Annotated in this window: 18 protein-coding genes; 17 read left to right on the forward strand and 1 reads right to left on the reverse strand. The window is 68.5% G+C overall.

Features of this window, described 5'->3' with window-relative positions:
* Positions 1–5 precede the first annotated feature (5 nt).
* The 17 genes from AACH06_RS28355 (at position 6) to AACH06_RS28435 (ending at position 22,444) form a co-directional block, all read left to right on the forward strand.
* On the forward strand, positions 6–6,242 hold the full coding sequence (locus AACH06_RS28355) for an alpha/beta fold hydrolase (protein ID WP_341429179.1): 6,237 nt from the start codon (positions 6–8) through the stop codon (positions 6,240–6,242).
* 14 nt (positions 6,243–6,256) lie between these two features.
* A complete protein-coding gene (locus tag AACH06_RS28360; RefSeq protein ID WP_341429181.1) occupies positions 6,257–7,825 on the forward strand; it encodes a 4-hydroxyphenylacetate 3-hydroxylase family protein in 1,569 nt (522 codons plus the stop codon).
* A 19-nt stretch (positions 7,826–7,844) separates the two neighbouring features.
* Complete coding sequence (locus AACH06_RS28365; protein ID WP_341429182.1) at positions 7,845–9,194, forward strand: MATE family efflux transporter; 1,350 nt, start codon at positions 7,845–7,847, stop codon at positions 9,192–9,194.
* 53 nt (positions 9,195–9,247) lie between these two features.
* Positions 9,248–9,685 carry a GyrI-like domain-containing protein gene (locus tag AACH06_RS28370; RefSeq protein ID WP_341429183.1) on the forward strand — a complete coding sequence of 146 codons (438 nt, stop codon included), beginning with the start codon at positions 9,248–9,250 and terminating at the stop codon, positions 9,683–9,685.
* 47 nt (positions 9,686–9,732) lie between these two features.
* A complete protein-coding gene (locus tag AACH06_RS28375; RefSeq protein ID WP_341429184.1) occupies positions 9,733–10,362 on the forward strand; it encodes a DUF6434 domain-containing protein in 630 nt (209 codons plus the stop codon).
* 41 nt (positions 10,363–10,403) lie between these two features.
* Positions 10,404–11,177 carry a 4'-phosphopantetheinyl transferase family protein gene (locus tag AACH06_RS28380; protein WP_341429185.1) on the forward strand — a complete coding sequence of 258 codons (774 nt, stop codon included), beginning with the start codon at positions 10,404–10,406 and terminating at the stop codon, positions 11,175–11,177.
* A 1-nt stretch (position 11,178) separates the two neighbouring features.
* Positions 11,179–12,036, forward strand: a complete 858-nt coding sequence (locus AACH06_RS28385; protein WP_341429186.1) for a thioesterase II family protein — start codon at positions 11,179–11,181, stop codon at positions 12,034–12,036.
* Positions 12,030–12,872: an ACP S-malonyltransferase gene (gene fabD, locus AACH06_RS28390; RefSeq protein WP_341429187.1), complete on the forward strand. Its 843-nt coding sequence runs from the start codon at positions 12,030–12,032 to the stop codon at positions 12,870–12,872. The genes AACH06_RS28385 and fabD overlap by 7 nt, the downstream gene beginning before the upstream one ends.
* 17 nt (positions 12,873–12,889) lie before the next feature.
* Positions 12,890–13,558 carry an iron-containing redox enzyme family protein gene (locus tag AACH06_RS28395; protein WP_341429188.1) on the forward strand — a complete coding sequence of 223 codons (669 nt, stop codon included), beginning with the start codon at positions 12,890–12,892 and terminating at the stop codon, positions 13,556–13,558.
* Entirely contained in the window at positions 13,549–14,001 is a 453-nt protein-coding gene (locus AACH06_RS28400; protein WP_341429189.1) for a cupin domain-containing protein, read from the forward strand. The genes AACH06_RS28395 and AACH06_RS28400 overlap by 10 nt, the downstream gene beginning before the upstream one ends.
* 36 nt (positions 14,002–14,037) lie before the next feature.
* Positions 14,038–15,405, forward strand: coding sequence for a 3-dehydroquinate synthase II domain-containing protein (locus AACH06_RS28405; protein ID WP_341429190.1), 1,368 nt, complete (start codon positions 14,038–14,040; stop codon positions 15,403–15,405).
* 77 nt (positions 15,406–15,482) lie between these two features.
* Positions 15,483–16,604: a threonine aldolase family protein gene (locus tag AACH06_RS28410; RefSeq protein WP_341429191.1), complete on the forward strand. Its 1,122-nt coding sequence runs from the start codon at positions 15,483–15,485 to the stop codon at positions 16,602–16,604.
* A gap of 14 nt (positions 16,605–16,618) precedes the next feature.
* Positions 16,619–17,503, forward strand: coding sequence for an amino acid kinase family protein (locus tag AACH06_RS28415; protein ID WP_341429192.1), 885 nt, complete (start codon positions 16,619–16,621; stop codon positions 17,501–17,503).
* A gap of 5 nt (positions 17,504–17,508) precedes the next feature.
* Complete coding sequence (locus AACH06_RS28420; protein ID WP_341429193.1) at positions 17,509–18,759, forward strand: ATP-grasp domain-containing protein; 1,251 nt, start codon at positions 17,509–17,511, stop codon at positions 18,757–18,759.
* Entirely contained in the window at positions 18,760–19,839 is a 1,080-nt protein-coding gene (locus AACH06_RS28425; protein ID WP_341429194.1) for an ATP-grasp domain-containing protein, read from the forward strand.
* Positions 19,836–21,122: an MFS transporter gene (locus AACH06_RS28430; RefSeq protein WP_341429196.1), complete on the forward strand. Its 1,287-nt coding sequence runs from the start codon at positions 19,836–19,838 to the stop codon at positions 21,120–21,122. The genes AACH06_RS28425 and AACH06_RS28430 overlap by 4 nt, the downstream gene beginning before the upstream one ends.
* Entirely contained in the window at positions 21,119–22,444 is a 1,326-nt protein-coding gene (locus tag AACH06_RS28435; protein WP_341429197.1) for a hypothetical protein, read from the forward strand. Before AACH06_RS28430 ends, AACH06_RS28435 begins: the two co-directional genes overlap by 4 nt.
* Before the next feature lie 6 nt (positions 22,445–22,450).
* Here the strand turns inward: AACH06_RS28435 and AACH06_RS28440 are convergent.
* Positions 22,451–23,088 (reverse strand): hypothetical protein (locus AACH06_RS28440; RefSeq protein ID WP_341429198.1); only part of this gene is annotated, 638 nt, incomplete at its 5' end.

Below are 23,088 nucleotides of genomic sequence, written 5' to 3' on the forward strand. Positions count from 1 at the left end.
AAGGCATGTCCAACACTGAAACGAACGGTCGGGATGCGTGGCCGAAACGCGTGGAAGAGATCGTTCGACAGGCGATCATGCAGGAGACCAAGCTGCCGGCCCATCAGCTGGCCAGCGACACCACCTTCGAGGAATACGGCATCGAGTCGGTGATGGTGGTGGCGATCACCCGGCGCCTGGAAGAGACCTTTGGTGAGCTCGCGAAGACACTGTTCTTCGAGTTCCAGACCATTCGCGAGCTGGCGGGCTTCCTGGCCCGCGAATACCCGCAGCCGGCCGCCGAGCCGGCACCGGCACCGGCACCGGCCGTGGTGAAGGCCGAGCCGATCGTGGCGGTGGCTGCGCCTGCGCCCGTCGCCGTGGCAGCCGCCCCGGTGCCGGTGCAGGCCGCCGCGCCCGCGCCGGTCGTGGACGCGGCCGAGCCGGGCGCTGCCATGCCCTGCGCCTTCTTGCTGGCCGACGAGCCGGCGGCGGCACCGGAGCCGCAGGACGAGCCGATCGCGATCATCGGCATGAGCGGTCGCTTCCCGAAGGCCGACAACCTGGACGAGTTCTGGGCCAACCTCGTGGCCGGCAAGAACTGCATCTCCGAGGTGCCGGCCGAGCTGTGGGACTGGCGCGAGATCTGGACCACCGAGAAGGGCGTCGAAGGCAAGTCGTACACCCGCTGGGGCGGGTTCATGAACGACGTCGACAAGTTCGACCCGCTGTTCTTCAACATCTCGAACCTCGAGGCCCAGTCGCTGGACCCGCAGGAGCGGCTGTTCCTCGAGACGGTCTACCACACGATCGAGGACGCCGGCTATGCACGCGAGCAGCTGGCCGGGCGCAAGGTGGGCGTCTATGCCGGCGCGATGTGGAGCCAGTACCAGCTCTACGGCGTCGACTCGGCGAACGCCGGCTCGTCGTACGCGTCGATCGCCAACCGGGTGTCGTACTGGTTCAACTTCACCGGCCCGAGCATCGGGCTGGACACCATGTGCTCGTCGTCGCTGACCACGGTGCACCTGGCGTGCGAAAGCCTGCGCCGCGGCGAGACCGAGCTGGCGATCGCCGGGGGCGTGAATGTCACCGTGCACCCGAACAAGTACATGTTCCTCAGCAAGACCGGCTTCGCGTCGACCGAAGGGCTGTGCCGTGCCTACGGCGAAGGCGGCGACGGTTATGTGCCGGGCGACGGTGTCGGTGCGCTGCTGCTCAAGCCCTTGAGCGCGGCCCAGCGCGACGGCGACCGCATCCTCGCGCTGATCCGCGGCTCGGCGATCAACCACGGTGGCAAGTCGAACGCCTACACGGTGCCCAACCCGAAGCTGCAGGCCTCGTTGATCAAGGAGGCGCTCGACGCGGCCCGTGTCGACCCGCGCACGATCAGCTACATCGAAGGCCATGGCACCGGGACGGCGCTGGGCGACCCGATCGAGGTGCGCGCACTGACGCAGGTCTTTGGTGAATCGTCCGACGAGGTCGGCTACTGCGCGCTCGGCTCGGTCAAGTCCAACGTCGGTCACCTCGAATCGGCGGCCGGCTTTGCCGGTATCGCGAAGGTGGTGCTGCAGATGCGGCATCGGCAGCTGGTGCCGTCGATTCACACCGAGGTGCTGAACAAGAACATCGACTTCGACAAGACGCCGTTCGTCGTGCAGCGCACGCTGGCGCCGTGGCGCCAGCCGGTGATCAAGGACGAGCAGGGCGGCGAGATTCGCGTGCCGCGGCGTGCGGGGGTCAGCTCGTTTGGCGCCGGTGGTGCAAACGGCCACGTGGTGCTCGAAGAGTTCGTCGAGCCGCCGCAGGCCACCGCGGCGGTGCCCGCCTCGTCGCAGCTGTTCGTCTTCTCGGCGAAGAACAACGAGCGCCTGCAGGCGGTGGTGCAGCGCTTCGTCGCCAGCGCGCTGTCCGATGCACCGGCGCGCGTGGCGACCGGACCGGCCGCCGAAGAGGTGCTGGGCGTCGTCGCCGGGGCGCTGGGCGTGTCGGCCCGCCTGCTGGACGCCGACGACGCGTGGGCCGATCTGTCGATCGATTTCTGGGCCGCCGAGCGGATCGCGCGGCGCGTCAACGAAGCCTTCGAGACGGCCCTGACCGCCGACGACGTGCTGCGCGCCGGCACCGTGGGGCAGTTGTGCGCGCTGTGTGGTGGCGCTGGCAGCGCAACGGGCGCGAACGAGCCCGAGCGCTTTGCCAACCTGGCCTACACGCTGCAAGTGGGCCGCGAGGCGCAGGCCAAGCGGCTCGCGGTCGAGGCCGACAACTTCGGCCAGCTGCGCGAACGGCTCGAGCGTTTCCTGGCCGGTGCGCAAGACATCGACGGCGTGTCGACCAGCCCCGCGTCGAACCGCGACCGTGTGCAGGCCGATGGCGAGCAAGACCAGGAGTTCCTGCGCTCGCTGGCCCGCGGCCGCAAGTGGGCCAAGCTGGCTCGCCTGTGGTGCCATGGCGCCAGCGTGCTGTGGGCCGAATGCCACCGCGGCTGGCCGGTGCGTCGTGTCGACCTGCCGCTGTACCCGTTCGCCAAGGAACGCTGCTGGGTCAACACCGCCGCGACGGCGAAGCCGGTGGCCGCCGCCAGCGGCCTGGCGGCCCAGTTGAACGCACTGCAGAGCCTGGACGGCACGCTGCGTTTCGATCTGCGTTGGGACGACGCCGCCGCCGATGGCGCTGCCGAGGCCCGCATCATGGGCTGGATCGGCGAGGCGGCGGACTTCGTCGGTGAGCGCGGCAGCGCGAACGACGTGCGCTGGCAGCGCGGCGCCACGCTCGACGCCGGCGCCCCCTTGACGCTGGAGATTGCGCAGGGCCCGGCCGGCTCCGAAGCGCCAGCGGTTCGCCTGCTGGATGCGGCGGCCCAGCCGCTGGCCGGCGCGGTGCTGCGCCAGCGCGATGAGAGCGGTAGCGAGGTGGTGGCCGCGACGACGGACCTGGCCGCGATCAGGGCCCGCTGTCCACAGGCGCTGCCGGCGTTCCGCGCGGCGGGCGTGGGCATCGACGAGGCCGTGGCCGGCGAGCAGACCGCGGTGGTGCGCTACCAGCTCGCGCAGCGCACGCCGCCGGCGTGGCAGGCGGCGCTGGCGCTGGTCGATGCGGCGGCTGGCCTGGTGGCCCGCGCCTGGCCGGGCGCTGCCGGTAGCGATGCGTCGGCCTGGCGCGTCGAGCATGTCCGGCTGGTGGGCGTGTCGGCGCCGGCGGGCTCGATGTTCCTGCGGATGCTGCCCGAAGGCGGCTATGCCGTCGACGCGCTCGACGCGGAAGGGCGCATCTGGATGACCGCGCGCGGGCTGCGCGCGAACCAGGGCGACCCGGTGCTGGAGCGCATGTTCTACCGCCCCGAGTGGGTCGAGCAGGCGTTGCCGAAGGCCGAGCCGGCCGCCGACGCCACGGGCGCCGTGGTGCTGGTCTACCCGAGCGCGGCCGCCTTCGTCGCCGAGGGCTTGAAGAAGCGGCTGGACCGGCCGGTGCACGAGATCGTGCTGGGCGGCAAGACGGCGGTGCTGTCGGCCCGCTCGTGGAGCGTGGCGCTGGCGGACGAAGCAGCGCTGCCGGCCTGCGCGCAGCACATCGGCGCGATCGACACGGTCTACTTCCTCGGCGGCGTCAACATCGAGCACTGGCACCCGCGCAGCACCAAGGAGCTGCGCGACGTGCAGACGGCCAGCACGGCGATGCTGCTGCGCCTGGTGAAGGCGATCGAGGCACAGAACGCGTCGCGCCGGCGCTGGTCGCTGCGGATCGTCAGCAACGCCGTCGCGAAGATCGCCGACGACGATGTGATTCAGCCGTTCACCGCCGGCCTGCTGGGCTTCGCGAAGGCACTGACCAACGAGTTGCCGCATGTCGCGACTCAGTGGATCGACCTGGCGCTCGGCGAAGGGGTGACCGCGCTGACGCCCGAACTGGGCCAGGACCTCGACCGCGTGATCGCCGGCGTGGGCGACGGGCAGCAGCTGGCGCTGCGTGGCGGCAAGGCCTATCGCCGCACGCTGCGGCCGGCCAGCCTGCCGCAGCCGCAGGCGAGCGCGCTGCGCGACGACGGTGTCTACGTGATCGTCGGTGGCGCCGGCAATGTCGGCGTGCGCATCAGCCAATACCTGGCCGAGCGTTGCGGCGCCAACATCGCGTGGATCGGCCGCCGGGCGGCCGACGACGCGATGCAGGCCCAGTGCGCCGACGTGGCCGCCGGCCGCGTCCGCTACTACCAGGCCGACATCGGCGACGACAAGAAGCTGGCCAAGGCGCTTCAGAAGATCGAAGCCGAGATGGGCGCTCTGCGCGGGGTGTTCCATTCGGCGATGGCGTTCTCGGGCGGCCGCCTGGCGACCTTGTCCGAAGCCGAGTTCAACGACGCGCTGCATGCGAAGACGATCGGCTCGCACGCGCTGTACCGCGCACTGAAAGGGCGCGACCTCGACTTCCTGATGTTCTTCTCGTCGGGCGAGGCGTTTGTCGGCAACAAGGGTTGGGGCGCCTACACGGTGGCCTGCAACTTCCAGGACGCCTTCAGCCTGCACCTGCGCGAAGAAACCGGCTGTCCGGTCCACGTCATCAACTGGGGCTTCTGGGAAGGCAACGACCGCGGCGACCCCGAGCTGCTGCGCGCCAAGGGCATCTACCCGCTCAACGGCGAGCAAGGCGGCCAGGCGATCGAGCGCCTGCTGGCCAGCGGCCTGGGCCAGGTGATGGCACTGAACGTGTCGGACGCGGTGCTCGAACGCATGGGTGTCGAGCTGCCGAAGCCGGCCCAGCCGGCACCGGCGAAGCCCACGCCGCGCCAGGTCGTCGAGTCGAAGGCCGCCGAGGCGGGCCGCGAGGCCGGCAAGGTGATCGAGCAGATCTCGCAGCAGGCCAAGGTGGCGCATGTCGAGGCGGCGCTGACGGTCGACGCGGTGGCGCAAAGCGTGCGGGCGATCGTGGCCGACACGCTGATGATCGAGCGCGAGAAGATCGACCTCGATGCCGACCTGGCCGACTTCGGCGTTGATTCGCTGATCGTCGTCAACCTGCACCGCGCACTCGAAGAGCTGGCCGGCACGCTGCCCGCCACGCTGTTCCTCAACTACCAGTCGGTGCGCGAGGTCGCCGAGTTCCTGATCAACAACCATGTCGAACAGGCGCGCCAGCTGCTGGGCGGGTCGGCTCCGGCCGCGGTCGCGGTACCGACCGAGACGCAGGCGCCAGCGCCTGTCGCGGCGGACGAGACGCCGGTACAGGTCGTGACGACCGCGGCCGGGCCGACGGCGGCCGAGCTGTCCGACCGGGCCCGCGTGCTGCGCCGCATCCCGGCCGACCAGATCGAATCGTTCCTGTTCTCGTACGGTGACCTCTTCCGCGAAGGCCAGCTGGCCAATGCGCAAGCGAGCGGCACGGCCGAGGTCGGTGCGGACGAGCTGCTGCATCTGCTGGTCGAGGTGCCCTCATGCCCGCAGGTCGAGGTGTTCGTCACCGGGGAGGGCTCGCCGCTGGTGCTGATGCCGGCGGTCGCGCTGACCGCGCCGGTCTGGCTGAAGCAACTGGAGTCGCTGCGCACGCAGCACCGCCTGATCGTGATCCACGCGCCGGGCTACGGGCTCAGCAAGGCGATCCGCGAGTCGACCGCCGCCGGCGTGTCGCGCGTGTTCTCGGAGGTGCTGCAGCGCCTGATCGGTGCGCAGCCGGCACACCTGGTGTCGTCGTGCTTCGGTTCGATCGCGGCGGCGCACCTGGCCCGCTTCCATCCGGAACAGGTCGCGTCGCTGAGCATGGTGGGTGGCTTCTACGACGGCGCCGACCTGCCGCCGGTGACGGCCGACAACCTCTCGATCGAAGAGGTGATGCAGATGATCCAGACCGTCTCCGGCTCGCTGAAGCTGGACTTCGACACCGTCGCCGCGCAGTGGCCAGCCGACGATGCGCGCCGGCTCGAGACCGAGCGCATGGGCGGCCTGCTGATCGGCAGCCAATGCGCCAACCCGCTGGTCGCGATGCGCTACCTGAACGAGATGATCACGCTGTCGACGCTGGACTGGGTGCGCGAGATCCGCCGGCCGCTGAACTTCGTGTTCGGCGATCTGGACACGGTGATCCGCCCGGTCCACTCGCAGACGATGCACGACGCCACGGCCGGCTCCGGCCTGGTCGAGATCAAGGGCTCGGGCCACTACCCGTTCCTGACCCACCCGGGCGAGTTCGACGACGTGCTGACCCGCTTCGTGACCCAGGTCGATGCGGCGCACGCACCGGCCACCACCACCGACGCCTCCGTCCTTTCCTGAAGGGCCTGACAACCATGCGCAATTCACTGTCCTACCAGCTCGAGATGCGGCTCGACCAAGCCACGGGCTGCCTGACCGGTGCGGGCTACATCCAGAGCCTGCGCGATTCACGCGATCTGTGGCTCGACGGCCGCCGCGTCAGCGTCACCGAGCACCCGGCGTTCGCCGGGCTGCGCAACGAGATGGCGCGCCTGTACGACCTGCAGCACCGCGCCGACTTGCGCGACGCGATGTCCGAGCCGCTCGAAGGCGCGCCGTACCGCGTCAGCCGCTCGTACGCGCTGCCCTACACCGAAGAGCAGCTGCAGGCCAAGTGGGCCAACTCGCACCTGTGGATGGAGCACAGCTGGGGCCAGCTGCCGCGGGTGCCCGACTTCATGGCCAACGTGGTGGTCGGCCTGTACGACTACCGCGAGGCGCTGGCCAAGGTCGACCCGCAGTTCGGCGACAACGCGGCCCACTACCACGCCTACTGCAGCCGCCACGACCTGAGCATCACGCACGCGATCGGTGACCCGCAGATCGACCGCTCGGCCGGCCCGAGCGACAACCCAGACCTGGCGCTGCGCGTGGTGCGCGAGACGCCCGACGGCGTGGTGATCCGCGGCGCGAAACAGGTGGCCACGCTGTCGCCGTTCGCGCACGAGGTGCTGATCTACATGTCGCCGACCTTCGCGATGCGCGACAAGCCGGAGTTCGTGATCTGGTGCGCGCTGCCGATGCAGACGCCGGGCCTGCGCGTGATGTGCCGCGAGGCGCTGCCGCGCACCGAGGGCAGCTTCGCCCACCCGTTCGCCGGCCGCTACGACGAACAGGACGCGATGCTGTTCTTCGAAGATGTCTTCGTGCCGCGCAACCGCATCTTCCTGCTGCGCGACGCCAAGACCGCGTTCGACGGCTTCCGGCGCTTGAACGCCTGGTCGCTCTACGTCGGGCAGATCCGCTTCTACCACCGCATGATGACTCACCTGGCGGTCGCCGCGATGGTCAGCGACTCGATCGGCGTCAGTGGCTTCCGCGAGATCCAGGGCAAGCTCGGCGAGCTGGCGACCTATGTCGAGATGACCAAGCTGGCGCTGCTGGGCATGGACAAGCAGACGGCTCGCACACCGGGTGGGCTGCTGGCGCCGGGCTCGACGCTCGGCCCGGACGCCTTTGCCGCACAGATCGGCACGCGGGCGAGCGAGATCCTGCGCGAGCTCGGTGCCTCGGGCCTGCTGATGCAGCCCAGCGAGGCCGACCTGGCCACGCCCGAACTGCGCCCGCTGCTCGAACGCTACATGTGCGGCAAGGACATCGACGTCGACCGCAAGGCCCGGCTGTTCCGCATGGCCTGGGACCTGACCTGCGACAGCTACGGCATGCGCCAGGAGCTCTACGAAAAGTGGAACCGCGGCGACCTGGCGCGCAACCGCATCGCGCTGTTCAACACCCTGGACCGCTCGGCGATCACCGCGCGCATCCAGGAGGCGATCGCGTCGCCGTCGTTCGGCCTGCAGGACCGCCCGGTGCCCGAGCGCGCCAGCAAGGCGCCTGCTGCCGCGCCGGCCGTCCGCGCGCTGCCCGAACCCTCTCTCCAATGACAAGAAGGACGACCCTGCCATGAGCCAACAACAAGCTGCCCCTGGGGGCCCGCAACAATTGCCCCCGGTGTGGGCCATCGTGATCCCGGTGTTCATCGAGTTGGTGCTGACCTTCTCGGTGTTCTTCTCGGATTCATTCTTCCTCAGCCGGATCTCCGACGCCGTCGCGGCGAGCGTCGGCACGACGATCCCGATCTTCATGGTCTGCGTGCTGGTTGCGATGATGATGGCGCAGGGCGCCAGCAACGCCGCCGGCCAGTTCAACGGCGCCGGCCAGGCCAAGGAGGCGGGCCGGATCTACTGTGCCGCGCTGGTGGTCAACGCCGGCCTGGGCCTGCTGGCCGCGCTGGTGATGGGCCTGGGCGCGTCGGCGATCGCCGCGGGCCTGGGGCTGGCGGGTGACGAGCATCGACACGCCACCGAATTCATGGCGGCCATCGCGCCGGCGCTGGTCTTCATCGGGCTGAAGTACGCGCTCGGCACGGTCTTCGTGTCGCGCGGCCAGACCGTGTGGACGATGTTCGGCGGCGTCGTTGCGATCGCCGTCAACATCGCGCTGAACATCGTCTTCCAGCGCGCCGGCATGGGCATCGAAGGCGTCGCACTGGCCACCATCCTGGCGCAGGTGGCGGTGATCGCGTTCTATGTCGTCGTGATGCTGACCAAGGTGAAGTCGCCGCACGAGTGGCGGGCCTTCTTCGCCGCGCCGGCCGAGCCGATCCGCAACGTGCTTCGCATCGGCGTGCCGTCCGTCGTGCAGCCGGTGTCGGCCGAACTGGCGATGCTGGTGATCGCCGCGGCGGCCGTCCACCTGGGCACCGAGGCGATGGCGGCACGGGTCTACGTGATGAACCTGGCCACGGTGGCGATCTGCTGGGCCGCGGCAGTCTCGATCGGCAACCAGGTGCTGGTGGCGATCCTGGTCGGTGCCGGGCGGCCGCAGGCGGCCAACGCGGTGCTCATGTCGAACCTGCGCATCGCGGTGGTGGGTAGCCTGCTGATCGCGGTGGCGCTGTGGGCCTCGGGCGGCACGCTGGTGGGCATCTTCACCCAGGACCCGAAGATCATCGCGATCAGCATGGACCTGCTGGTGCTGGCGATCCTGCTCGAGCCGGCGCGCTCGTTCGGCACGCTGTCCAGCTTCGCGCTGAAGGCGGCGGGCGATGCCAACTACCCGGCGGCTGTCGGGCTGGGGGTGACCTGGCTGGTGGCCGTGCCGCTGGCCGTCTACCTGTGCCTCTACAGTGGCCTGGGCATGGCCGGCCTGTGGGTCGGGCTGGTGGTTGACGAAACGCTGCGCGGCACGATCAACTTCCTGCGTTGGCGCTCGGGCACCTGGCAGGGCAAGGCGCTGGTCACCGCATCATGATCCCCCTGGGCGGCCCGCTACGCGGCCGCCCGACATCTGGCAAAAGGTATTTCATGGACTACGAACTGATCGACCTCGATCCCATCACGATCGCCGGCATCACGCTGCGCACCGACAACAGCGAAACCGGCTTCGCGAAGATCCAGCAGCACTGGGGCACCTTCTTCCAGCAAGGTGTGCACCAGCAGCTCGGCGTCGAGCCGGGCACCGAGATCTGCGAGGCCTATTTCGACTACGAGAGCGATGCCAACGGCGCCTACACGCTGCTGCTGGGCGCACGCCTGTCGCCGTCGACCCCGCCGATGACTGACGCACTGACCGTGCGCCACTTCGGCGCCGGCCGTTACGCCAAGTTCCACATCGACGATCCGAACGCCATCCGGCACGTCTGGCAGCACATCTGGAGCCGCACCGACCTGGATCGCCGCTATGCCTGCGACTTCGAGCTGATCGGCGCGCAGGGGGCCGACGTGTACGTGTCGTTGAAGTGACGGAGCATCGGGCCGTGCCACGCCAGTCTTCGAGCCGAGGAGCCACCATGCTCAAGGTCCACCCCGATCGTCCGCCGCTGGAGCCAGGCATGGCGCCGCAGGCGCTGGACATGTACTACTGGTACATGCAGGAGCTGGTGGCCTACTGCCGCGAGCGCGGCCTGCCGACCCAGGGCCACAAGCACGAGGTGATCGAGCGCGTGCGCCAGCACCTGCGCGGCGGCCCGGTCGCGGCGGCGCGCGAGCCGGTCCGCGCCAAGGCGGCGCGGGCACCAGCCGGCGCGCGCACGATCACGCTCGAGACGCCGATCGGCCCGGACTACAAGTGCGACGCCGACACCCGCGCCTTCTTCGAGGCTGTCATCGGCCCGCACTTCCACTTCACCGCGCACCTTCAGCGCTGGCGGCGCGCCAACACGCAACGCCAGCTGACCTACGGCGACCTGGCAGCCGAGTGGATCGCCGAGCACGAGCGACGCAAGGACAAGAACTACAAGTCCACGCTGATGCACACCTGGGAATACAACCGCTTCGTCAGGGACTACATGCGCGACAAGGAGCGCAACCACGGCAAGACCCTGAAGGACGCGGCCGCCGCCTGGAACGAGCTGCGCCAGTCGTGCGGCCCGCGCGATTACGCCAGCAGCGTCGCCGCACGAGAAGCCGAGGACAGCTGAGCCGAACGCGAGCCGCGCACCCCTAGCCGAGACCCACAAGCATGATCTATTCCGCCCACCACGGTGGGGCGGCGGGCCGCTGCATGGCCTGTTCAGCCCCCCACGACGGCCTGCACGTGTGGCAGGTCGACCTGGACGACCCGCACGCCCGCGCCGACGACTGCGCGCAGGTGCTGGACGCCGGCGAGCGCGCGCGGGCGGACCGGTTTGCCTTTGCGCCGCTGCGCCGGCGTTACCTGGCCGCGCATGCGGCGCTGCGCGGGATCCTCGGCCTGTCGCTGGGCCGCGCACCGCACGCGATCGCGCTGGGCACCGATGCCAACGGCAAGCCCTGCCTGGCCGACGCGCCGCGCCCGCTGCGCTTCAACCTGTCCCACTCGGCGGGCATGGCGCTGGTGGCGGTGTCGTGGCGGCAGGAGGTTGGTGTCGACCTGGAGCGCTGGTCCGAACCGACGCACCTGATGGCGATGGTCAGCCGCTACTTCAGTGCGCTGGAGAAGGATGCCTTCTGGACCCTGCCCGACGAACAGCGCGTGCGTGGCTTTCACCGCTGGTGGACGCTGAAGGAAGCCTGCCTGAAGGCCACTGGCGTCGGCCTGCGGTTTCCGCTGGACGCCTTCAGCGTCGAGTTCCGGCCGCAGTTTCGCCCGCGGCTGCTGGACGGCCCTTCGACGATGCAAGGGCTGCAACTGTGGTCGCTGGACATGCCGGGCGTTGGCTGGTCGGCGGCGTTGGCCTGGGCGCAGCCCCCAGCCAACGGCGTGCGGCCGTCGCCCACCGTTCGGCAGTGGTCATGGCAAGGATGGAGGATTTGAGATGTCGTACCTGGACGCTTTGACAAGACCGGCGCCCACGCCGGCCGCAGCACCGGCCCTGGCTCCGGCGCCTGCTCCGATCGTGAGCGCACGGCCCGTTCGCTCGCCGTGGGTCGGGCTTCAGACCGGCGCGCCCGGCGCGCGGCTGCGGCTCATCGCCTTCCACCATGCGGGCGGCAACGCGAGCTTCTTCCAGCCCTGGCTGAAAGAGCTCCAGTCGCTCGACTGGCTCGAGTTCACTGCCGTGCAGTTGCCGGGCCGGGGCCGGCGGCTGGCCGAGCCGCCGTTCACCGAGCTGCCGCCACTGCTCGACGCCATGGACGAAGGGCTGCGCGAGCTGACCGACAGGCCATACGTGCTGTTCGGTTTCAGCATGGGCGCGATCCTGGCCTTCGAGCTTGCGCTGCGCCGGCAGCGGCAAGGGCGCCGCATGCCGCTGGCCCTGGTGCTGGCCGGGCGAGGCGCGCCGCGCACCGTCCGCCCCACCGTCAGCCGCGCTGCGTTCTCGCGCGAAAAGATCGTTCGCGAACTGACGCGGCTGGGTGGCACCGACCCGGTGCTGCTGCAGGACGGGCCGTTCCTGGATGTCTTCATGCGCACTTTCCAGGCGGACTTCGCGATTGCCGACGCGCACCACTGCGCGACGCCCGAGCCGCTGCGCTGCCCGATGCATGTGTGGGGCGGCGCCGACGACCCCGAGGTGTCGATCGAGCGCATCTTCCGCTGGGACGACTTCGCCGGCGATGCCTTCGTCGGGCACCTGTTTCCCGGTGGCCACTTTTTCGTGAGGAGCGCGCACGCGCCCGTGATGGAGAACTTGATGAGAGTACTAGACACAGCCAGGAGGACTTCATGCTGACCTTCATGTTTCCGGGCCAGGGTGCCCAGCACCGCGGCATGGGGGCTGCTTTGTTCGAGCAGTTCCCGCGCCAGGTGGAGCAGGCCAACGCGATCCTCGGTTACGACCTGCCGGCGTTGTGCCAGCAGAGCGGGCCGAAGCTGAACGACACCGCCTTCACGCAGCCGGCGCTGTTCACCGTCAACGCGCTGGCCGAGATGTCGGTGCGCCGCACCGGCGTCGAGCCGGACTTCGTGATCGGCCACAGCCTGGGCGAGTACAACGCGCTGCTGAGTGCCGGCGTGATCGATTTCGAGACAGGCCTGCAGCTGGTGAAGATGCGCGGCGAACTGATGGCGCGGCAGAACGGCAAGGGCACGATGATCGCGGTGCTCGACCCCGATCTGGCGCAGCTGCAGGCGCTGGCTGACGAGCTGTCGCCCGATTTCTGCATTGCCAACGACAACTCGCCCAAGCAGCTCGTCTGCGCCGGCTCGGTGGCCGCGGTCGAGGGGGCCTCGCGGCGCATCACCGCCGGCAACATCGGCAAGGTCGTGCCGCTGAAGGTCAGCGGCGCGTTCCACACCCGCTTCATGGCCGATGCGGCGGCCGAGTTCCGCCAGTTCTGTGCGCGCTTCAGCTTCAAGCCCGGCCGGCTGCCGGTGGTCTCGAACCTGAGCGCCCGGCCGCACGATGGGCGCGACTGGCCCGAGCGCCTGGCCGAGCACCTGACCCGGCCGGTGCAGTGGCGCCAGACCCTGGCCTACCTGCGCCAGCAAGGGCCGATGCTGTTCCAGGAAGTCGGCCCCGGCACGGTGCTGACCACGCTGGCCAAAGCCAACCTCACTCTTCATTGAACGGGAGTCCACCTCAAATGTTCGAGACCATCACCCAGTCCCATGTCGAACGCCTGCGCGAGCATCCGTTCATCCAGCGCTGCCGCGAAGGCACCATCACGCGGCACGAGCTGAACGTCTTCCTGGCCCAGCAGGCCAAGTACAGCGGCTACTTCACCCGCTACCTGTGCGCGCTGATCTCCAACCTGCGCGACAACGACGACGTGATGCGCCTGGCCGAGAACCTGGCCGAGGAGCTTGGCTTCGGCGACGAAGCCGGCGAACCGCACGCCAAGCTGTTCGCGCGCATGCTGTCCGAGCTGGGCGTGCACCAGCACGAGGTGCCGACCTTCCCCGAGACCGAGCACCTGATCGACACCGCGCTGCACTACTGCAAGCAGCGCAACCCGGCTTACGGGCTGGGCGCGCTGTGCCTGGGCGCCGAGGCCATCGTGGCACCGCTGTACAGCGACATCATCGAGGGCTTCCTCGCCAACGGCGTCAAGCGCGAGCAGCTGAAGTTCTTCGAGATCCACGTCGAGTGCGACGACGACCACGCCGAGACGATGCGGCAGATCCTGCTGCGCATGCAGTCCGAGCGGCCGCAGGACGCGGCGCTGATCCTCGAAGGTGCGCAGGCCATGATCGATGCGCGCCTGGAGTTCTTCAACGGTGTCCTGGATGGAGCACAGCAAGCATGTCACTGAGCGCCACCCATTCGTCGGGCGATTTCGCCAAGGTCCCCGCCGCGCTCGACGCGACGCTGCCGGACCGGCTGCTGCACGCCGACGTCGTCGGCAACACCCATGTCGGTGACCGCGACTTCTCGCAAGAGCGCCGGCACCAGGTCAACGTGGTCGACCTGCCCTCGAAGGTCATCAGCATGACCGTCGGCGGCCTGGAGCCGGGGCAAAGCACGCGCAAGCACCGGCACAACTACGAGACGCTGATCTATGTGCTCGAAGGCGAGGGCAAGTCGGTGATCGGCGAGCGCGAGGTGGCGTGGAAGCGCGGCGACGCGTTCTACGTCCCGGTCTGGGCCTGGCACCAGCACATCAACCTCAGCCCGCAGCACAAGGCCACCTACCTCGCCTGCGAGAACGCGCCGCACCTGCAGAACCTGGGCGTTGCCCTGCGCGAAGAGGCCTGAGCGCCTTCACCTATTGATCGCCAACCGAGACCCATCATGTCAAAACTGACCGCGAGCGCCACCGCGCTCCAAGACACCGCCGTGGCCGATGTGGACGTGGCACCCCCCGTTGCGGCGACGCCGAAGGCCACCCCGCCGGCCGTTGCAGCGCTGCCTGACCCGAACCCCGCGCCGCTGAAGGCAGGCGGCGTTCATTGGTGGTTCGATGCGCGCAAGCTGCCGAGCAAGCGCATCTTGCCGGTCGTCGAGCAGAGCAACTGCACCCACATCGTGGTCGACCACGCCCAGCACCGCGCGTTCGCTACCGCGAAGCAGAAGGTCGTCGTCGTCGATGCGTCGGCGCAGCTGAAAGACCTCGAGCCCGGCGCCTGGGTGATGACGCGTGAAGAGCCGCTGCGCCGCCAGGCCGCCGCGCTCGGCCACCAGGCGGGCCTGTTCATCGACGTGATGGACCTGGAGCGCGAGTTCCCGTACTGCATCGAGGTCTGCGAGCGCGGCGACGACTTCGTCGTGATCGACATCGAGCATGCCACCTACATCCCGTACGAGCTGCTGCTGGCCAAGACCGAAGGCAAGCCGACCAAGATCTTCCGCAACGTGCCGATCAAGGGCCTGCAAGGCGTGGTCGACGACATCAACCAGTCGCTGAACGCCTTCGCGACGATGGAGCACGGCATCGGTGTCGTGCTGCGCACCGAGCACGCCGAGGTGGTCGAGAACCTGTCGCAGCGCATCGAGCAACGCCGGGACACGCGCATCCAGCTGGTCAAGGCACGGGTCGAAGAGGTGCAGCACACGGGGCTGGGCCACCGCGTCTGCGTCGACTGCACGTCGATGATGTCGGTCGAAGAGGGGATGATCGTCGGCTCGACCGGCTGGGGGGGGCTGTTCGTCTGCTCCGAGACACACTACCTGCCGCACATGAACCTGCGCGAGTTCCGCGTCAATGCCGGCGCGGTGCACTCGTACATCTGGGGCCCGGACGACAACGTCAAGTACCTCAACGAGATGCAGGCCGGCGCCGAGGTGCTGTGCGTCGACCTGCACGGCAATTCGCGTGTCGTGACGGTGGGTCGGGCCAAGATCGAGCGGCGGCCGATGCTGAAGATCCGCTGCAGCGTCGGGCTCGACAGCGTGACGCCCGAGCTGCGCGATGCCGTGCTGTCGGCGAACGCCGCCAAGCGCGCGGTCACGCCCAGCCAGGAGACGGTGGCGCTCGAAGACCCGAACCGCGTCTACATCAACGCCTTTCTGCAGAACGACTGGCATGTGCGCCTGATGGGCGCGGACGGCAAGGTGCGGCACGCGACGCTGGTGCAACCGGGTGACGAGCTGCTGGCGCATGTGGCGCTGCCGGGGCGGCACACCGGCCTGCGGATCACCGAACACATCATCGAGCAGTAGCCCTGCGGGACGAGCGACTGCGTCGGCCCTGTGGGGCCGGGCATCGCTCGCCGCAGAACATCAATCAGGGAGCCATGATGAAGGACGACATCGTCGACCTGCGCAGCGACACGCTCAGTCGACCCACCCCGGCCATGCTGCAGGCGATGGCGCAGGCCGAGACGGGGGACGATTGCTTCGGCGAAGACAAGACGGTCCACGCGCTGGAAGAGCACGTGGCGGGCCTGTTCGGCAAGGAGGCCGCGCTGCTGATGCCCACCGGCACGATGAGCAACCAGGTGGCGCTGCGTGTGCTGGTCGATCGCGGCAACGAAGTCATTTGCGACGCCAGCCACCACATCAATTTTTTCGAGGCGGCGCAGACGGCCGATTTCAGCGGCGTCTCGCTGAACCCGGTGCAGACGCAAGACGGCGTGCTCGATGTCGCGACGATCCAGTCCTCCATCGAAACGCGCGCGCGCTGGAGCCACAGCTACGCCGTGCCCAAGCTGGTGTGGCACGAGAACACGGTCAACGGCCGCGGCGGGCGGGTCGTGCCGCTGGCCACGCTGCAGCAGGTGCGCGACTGGACGGCGCAGCAGGGGCTGGCCACCTACATGGACGGTGCCCGGGTGTGGAACGCCTCGGTCGCCAGCGGTGTGAGCCTGGCGCAATACGGCCAGACGGCGACGGCCCTGTCGGTGTGCTTCGCCAAGGGGCTGGGGGCGCCGATGGGCTCGGCATTGGTCGGCTCGCGCGATGTGATCACCCAGGCGCGCCGCTGGCGCAAGTGGTATGGCGGCGGGCTGCACCAGTCGGGCGTGGTGGCGGCCGCGGCGCTGTACGCGCTTCGCCATCACCTGCCGTTGCTGGCGGATGACCACGAGAACGCGCGCCACTTCGCGCTCGGGCTGATGGACACCGGTTGTGTCGACGTGGTGGTGCCGGAAACCAACATCGCGCTGTTCGACATCAGCCGCCTGGGCATCGAGCCGGGGCGTTTCGTGTCGATGGCCGACTGGCTGGGCGTCAAGTTGCTGGCCTGGCGCGGGCAGGTGATCCGTGCGGTGTTCTGCCTAAACACGACGCGCAAGCAGACCCTGAACGCGACGACGCGCATCGCCAGCCTGATCGAGCGGATCGCGGCGCGTGGCGGTGTTGCCGGCGCGGCGGCCGCCGAAGGTGCCGCGGCCAACTGGGCCGGCGTGTCGACGCCGTGAACGAGGGGCACAACATGCATGAACCGATGATGGTCAACGGCGCGCCCGACGACGTGGGCACACCCGGGCGACTGGTCCACCGGGCGCGGCGCATCGTGGTGAAGGTGGGGTCGTCGGTCTCATCCGACGACACCGACCACTGGGGCCCGATCACCGCCGACATCGCCTGGCTGCATGCGCGCGGCAAGCAGGTGGTGGTCGTCGCCTCCGGCGCGGTGGCGCTGGGCCGCGCGGCGTGGCCCCCGGTGGGCCACCGCTCGCCGAAGGAGCGGCGCGCCTGCGCCAGTGTCGGCCAGATGCGCCTGACCGCGCGGCTGCAGCACCGCTTCGAGGCCGCAGGCCTGCGCGCCGCGCAGGTCCTCGTGCGGCACGACGACCGGGTCGATCCGGCCGCGGCGCCGCGCCTGGCCGCCTTGCTGGACGACCTGTGCATCGGCGGCGTGGTGCCGATCCTCAACGAGGACGACTGCCACCGGATCGAGGGCGCCTGCTTTGCCGACAACGACCAGCTCGCGGCGTGGGTGGCCGAGGTCTGGTCGGCGCAACTGCTGGTGTTCTTGACCGACGTCGATGGCGTCTTCGACCGCGACCCGGCGAAGCCCGACGCGCAGCTGCTGCGCCACCTGGGCGCGGCGGCGCTGCACACCGTGCACGCGGGCGGGGCCGAAGCCGGAGGCAAGGGCACCGGCGGCATGCGCAGCAAGATCGAGGCGGCTCGCCTGGCGGCCAGCCAGGGCTGCAGCTCGGTGATCGCCTCGGGCGTCAGGCCCGCGCCGATCTCGGGCAACGCGCTGACCGGCCGGTGCACCGTGATCGAAGCGTTTGCCGGCCAAGCCGGCCACGACCCAAGAGCAACCCGCCGCACGGGCGAACCCGTGCGCGATGTGATGGAGGCCTGAAGGCCATGAGTTCAACCGTTGTTTTTCTCGAAGCCAACGCGACCGGCACCACCTTCGAGGCGATGCAGAAGGCCCGGGCCTGGGGCTGCCACTTGGTGTTCGTCACGATGGACCGGCCGTTCTATGCCGAGCTGGTCGACAACCCGCTCGAGCTGGCGCACGAGGTGGTCGATTGCGACACCTACGACCCGGTGGCGGTGCTGCGCGCGCTCGGCGGCATGGCGGTCGACGCGATCGTGTCGTTCGACGACTACCACCTGCCGGTGGCCGCGCTGTGCGCGATGGCGCTGGGCCTGCCGCATGCCGACGTGAACTCGCTGATGGCCGCCCGCTACAAAGACCTGATGCGCCAGCGGCTGGCCGGCTTGCCCGGTGCGGTGCGGTCGCAGGTGATGACCGAGGCCGAGTTGCAGTCGACCGACCTGCAGGCGCTGGAGTACCCGCTGGTGGTCAAGCCGATCGACGAAAGCGGCAGCGTGGCCGTGCGCCTGTGCCGCGGGCCGGCAGACGTCGAGCAGGCGCTGGCGCAGTTCGGCCAGCACCAGGTGAACCTGCGGCGCTACCGGCCCGTGCGGGCGATGCTGGTCGAGGAGTATGTCGACGGCGACGAGTACAGCTGCGAGCTGCTGTGGGACCGCCGGTGCGAGGAGTGGAGCGTCGTCGGCATCACGCGCAAGATCCTGGCGCCGCCGCCCTTCTTCGTCGAGGCGGGGCATGTGTTCCCGGCCGAGTTGCCGAACGAGCTGGCCGAGAAGATCGAGGCGCGGGTGCTGATGTGGCTGAAGGCGCTGGACCTTCGCTGTGCCGCTGCGCACATCGAGCTGCGGGTGCGCGACGGTGAGCCGACATTGATCGAGGTCAACCCGCGACTGGCCGGCGGTTTCATCACCAAGCTCGTGCTGTGGACCACCGGCATCGACATGGTGGAGCACTACCTGGCCTACCACCTGCGCGAAGCCCGCCCCGCGCCGGACCAGCCGCCGCGCCACGGCTCGGCGGCGATTCGCTTCGTGCTGTCGTCCGAGCTGCAGTCGAAGGCGCAGGCGCGCCGGATCGACGAGCTGCTGCCTGGCTTGCCGAGCGTCGTGCAGCACAAGCTGAAGGTGGCTGCCGATCCCCACAAGGCGCCGGCCCGGTCCAACTACGACCGGCTCGGCTACGTTTTGCTCGGCACCGCACCGGGCCAAGCGATCCAGTCATCGCTCGATGCGCTCGACGAGCTATTCAACTCAACACCCCAAACAGAGGAGGCTTGAATGTCCTACCGTGTCCTGGTCCTGATTTCGCGGCTCAACGAGTACCGACTGGACAACCACTCTATCGTCCCCAATGCGCTGCTGCATGCCGGCCACCAAGTCTCGGTCGGCGACATCGAGACGCTGGGCATCCGAGACAGCACGGTGATCTGCGACCTGTTCGCGCTGGACCGCGAATACCGCGACGGCGTGCCGTTCCCCGACCTGAAGCTGCAGACCGCGAGTGCGGAAGACTTCGACATCGTCTGGGTGCTCACCAACCCGCACCCGACGCTGCTGCTCGATGCCTTCCAGCTGCTGTGGGTGTTGAACCAGCGCGTGCCTTTCGTCAACGATGCGAGCGCACTGCTGTTCCTGAACAGCAAGATCACGTTGCCGGCGGCGGTCGACCGCGAGCACCTGCCGACCTCGTACGTGTCGAACAGCTTTGATGCCTTGAACGAGGTGGTGTCGGCGGACGAGAACGAGTCATGGGTGCTCAAGCCCAGCAACGAAGGCTGCGGCTCGGACGTCTACATCGTCAGCCTGAAGACCAAGAATTCGCGCGCGCTGCTGCAGTCGACCACCGGCAACGAGATCTGCCGCTACGAGATGTACGGCCGGCCGACGATCGGCCTGTCGCGCAAGTACGTGACGATGCAACGTTACGTGCCCAACGTAGTCGACAACGAGAAGCGCGTGATGCTGTCGGGCGGCGTGCCGTTCTGCGGTTTCCGCCGTTTCCACCACGAGCTGGACCACCGCGGCAACGTGACGCTGGGCAACGCCTTCGAAGGCCTGCAGCTGACGCCGGAAGAAGACCACTTCTGCCGTGCGCTGGGCCAGAGCCTGATGGACCAGGGCGTCTACTTCGCCGGCATCGACCTGGCCTACCCCTACGTGCTCGAGCTGAACCTGGCGAACCCTGGCGGGCTCAACTATTCGTTCCGGGCCACCGGCCGAGATCAGTCGTCCGAGGCGATCGAGCTGCTGTTCGCTGCGCTGGAGGCCAAGGGCCGGCTGCGACCCCGCCGCACCGAGCGCGTAGCCTCCGCGGCAGCGAATGCCGAGCGCTCCTGCGACATGGAAGTGACGCTGTGATCCTGGCCGAGGCCGGCGAGAAACCGGGCCGCCCGCCGATCGGCGGGCGCCTCGCCGTGCTTCTGGCCAGCGAACTGGCTGGTGCCCTGGGCGTCGAGTTCTTCAACCTCACGGTGGTTTGGCACTTGGTGAAGCTGCTCGGTGCGAACAGTGCCTACTACTTGGTCATCATGCTGGTGTGTGCGGTGGTGTCCGGCGTGTTCGGTGCCGGGCTGTTCGAGCGGGTGCGGCCATTCCGCTGCACGGCGGGCCTGAACGCGGTCCGCTGGGTGGCCGCCGGCCTGGCGCTCGCCTGCATCGTCGGCCACTGGATGTTGCCGTTGCTGCTGCTCGCCAGCCTGTGCATGTCGGCGTCTCGGCCGCACCTGGATGCCGCGCTGATCGGCGGCCTGAGCACGCTTGGCCTGGACGATGCGGCGATGCAGCGCGCCAATGCGTTGGTGGATAACACCGCACGCCTGTCGCGCATCGCCGGCCCCGGCGTGGCGGCGCTGATGGCGTGGACCGGCGGCGAGACGCTGGCCCTGATGCTGACGCTGGTCTGCTTTGCTGGCGCTGCCCTGTTGCAGTGGCACCTGGATCGCCAGACCGGGCCGGTCAGCCGGCCGGCCGCCGCCGAGCGGGTGTCGTACTGGAGCGGCCTGTTCTCCGGCTTTCGGCTTGCGGGCCGGTCGCCGGCGCTGGTGTATTGCTTCGTCTCGCAGATGTTCAACGCCGGGGCGTGGTACCTGGGCTTCGTCTTCTCGGCCGCCCTCGTGTTGTCTTCGGCGCCGGCATCGGGGCCGCGCCTGGGGGGGCTGGGCGGTTTTGCGGTGGCCACTCTGTGCTACGGGCTGGGCAACATCGCCGGCAACATCGTGACCTCGCGCGCGTCGATCCGTCGCCCGATGCATCTGGTGGTGGCGGGCCGCGCGGTGGCGGCCGTCGGCTACTTCCTGCTGGCCACGGCCGGGGGCGCGTTGCCGGCCATCTGCCTGTTCGCTGCGGTGATCGCTCTGGGCACACCGCCGGCCGACTTGGCCTTCCTGAAGATGCTGCAGTCGGGGCACGACTGGCACGCCGTCACCAAGCTCTATCGCGTCAAGCTCGTCGCCGAGTACGCCGGGATGCTGCTGATGATGGGCAGTGCGCCGTGGCTGTTGTCGCTGATGCCGCCAGCCGGCGTGATCACCTGCTGCGGTGTGGTGATGGCCGTGGTGGCGCTGATCGGCTACCTGCTGCTGAAGAAGAAGGTCTTCGTCTCCCCCGCCTACCTCAACCCATCTGCTCCATCGTTGTCATGAAGCTTCACCCGAACTACCTTCATTCCTGGGAAGACTACCTGCGCGAGCGCGGCAGCGACGTGCTGTCCGAGCGCGACGTGTTCCAGCGGCGCCTGTACCGGCTCAAGCGGACGATCCTGTTCCCGCCGCCGCTGTTCGACAAGCGCGCCGTCGACGAGCTGGCCGAGGCCGCGGTCGAGCTGGTGAAGATCGTCGGCTCGATCCCCGAGCGCATCTTCGGCGGTGACCACCGTGCGTGGATGCGCTTCCTGGCGATGCCGCAGGCCGATGTCGAGTTCCTCGCGCCACTGTGTCGGCCGCGTCTTATGGCGCGTGCCACCGAGTTTGCGCGACCGGACTTCCTGCCGACAGATTCTGGGCCGCGCGTCACGGAGATCAATATTTCAACGCCGATTGGCGGCATGGCCACGTGCGAGCCGTACGTCGACGAGTTCGCCAACACCGGCTTTGCGCGCCATTTGGCGAAGCAGGGCGCTTGCTTCGACACCCCGGCGACTTCAGAGCTTTGGCTGAACGCGCTGATGGCGCAGTGCCCACTCGCGCGCGTCACTGAAGCACCGATCATGTTTGAGGCATTGGCGAATCCTGACGACCGCGATGCCAGTCGCCAAGCCTTCGTGAATCTCGCGGCGCGGGCCGGATTCAATGTGATCAGTGGCCTTTTGACGGAGATCACGGTGAAGGCCGACGGCGTGTTCGTCTATGGACAGCGCATCCACACTGTTTACACGATGTTCACGTGGAATGAGCTCAAGCGCTTCGTGCCCTATTCTTTGGTGCAGGCCTTGGTGGCCGCAGAGGAGGATGGGTTGGTTGATTTCATAGGCGCGCCCGTGACTGCGCTCTTCGACCACAAGGCCAATCTGGAGTTGCTCACTTCTCCCGCCTTTGCCCACCGCTACACGGAGGCTGAACAGAGTCTTCTGAAGCGGGTTGTGCCCTTGACTTTTCGTGTGACACAGGAATCGGTAGAGCACGCGTTGGACCGCCGCGTGGATTTGGTACTGAAACCTGGGGACGAGTATGGCGGGAATGGGGTGGTATTCGGATCCAGCGTCTCACCGGAGGAGTGGGAGCGGAGGTTGCGCGAGGCTAACGCCTCCTGCCAGCTATACGTCTGCCAGGCGGTGGTCAGATCAGACTGGCGGCACGACGTGGCAATGCCGGGGGGCCGTCGCCGCTATGTGGCCTGCCTGGGGCCGATGGTGTTTGGCGGCGTTTACGCCGGGTTGGCGGTGCGGCAGACAGTGCAAGGGGGCGACACGCCCGTGATCAATGTCGCCAACGGCGCCGAGGAAGGGTGCGGACTGTCAGTCTGGTAATGGACTCTATCGAGTATCTCTTGCACAGCAGGCGGGAGTTTGCCGTCGCTGTTTCGTGTTGGGGAGGCGCATTGGCGTTGAAGTGCGAGTCGCCTCGGCTGCCGTCCCAATTCGTTGAGAAAGGCGAAGATGTCCCTTCGGCGCAGTCAAATGAGCCCCGCTCGCTAGGAGAGCGGGGCGAAGCTGGTAAGCGAAGTCGCCGTCGCTTTTGGTCTCGAGCTTCCTACCGGTCACTGGCGAATCGCGTGCGCTGGATCGCAGCTTGAAGTCGGGCACCAGGCCGGCCTGCTCACGGCCTTGGACGAACTGGTCATTGACCGCCCTTGAGATCTCGTCGTAGACCTTGTTCCATTGCGCGTTGTTGGCCGAGTCGTAGCGAGCAAAGGCCAGGATGTGGCCGGCCATGAAATCGGACGAGCGCGTGTAGTTCAGATCGGCCCCGCGCGTCCAGTCGCCCACGTTGAGGTTGGAATAGGCGGGGCTGACATCGCACTTCAGGATGTCGTGCCTCACCTCCAGCGCACGGTAAGCAGCCGGGGAACACATATTGACCGAGGCGGAGCGTTCGGTCAGATAGCTGGCACCCAGTGGTGCGGCAGCAGTTCGCCGATGTTGCAGGCCCGTTGCGTAGGCAGCCTCTGCAG

This window comes from Ideonella lacteola, assembly GCF_038066555.1.
GTDB lineage: Bacteria > Pseudomonadota > Gammaproteobacteria > Burkholderiales > Burkholderiaceae_C > Ideonella > Ideonella lacteola.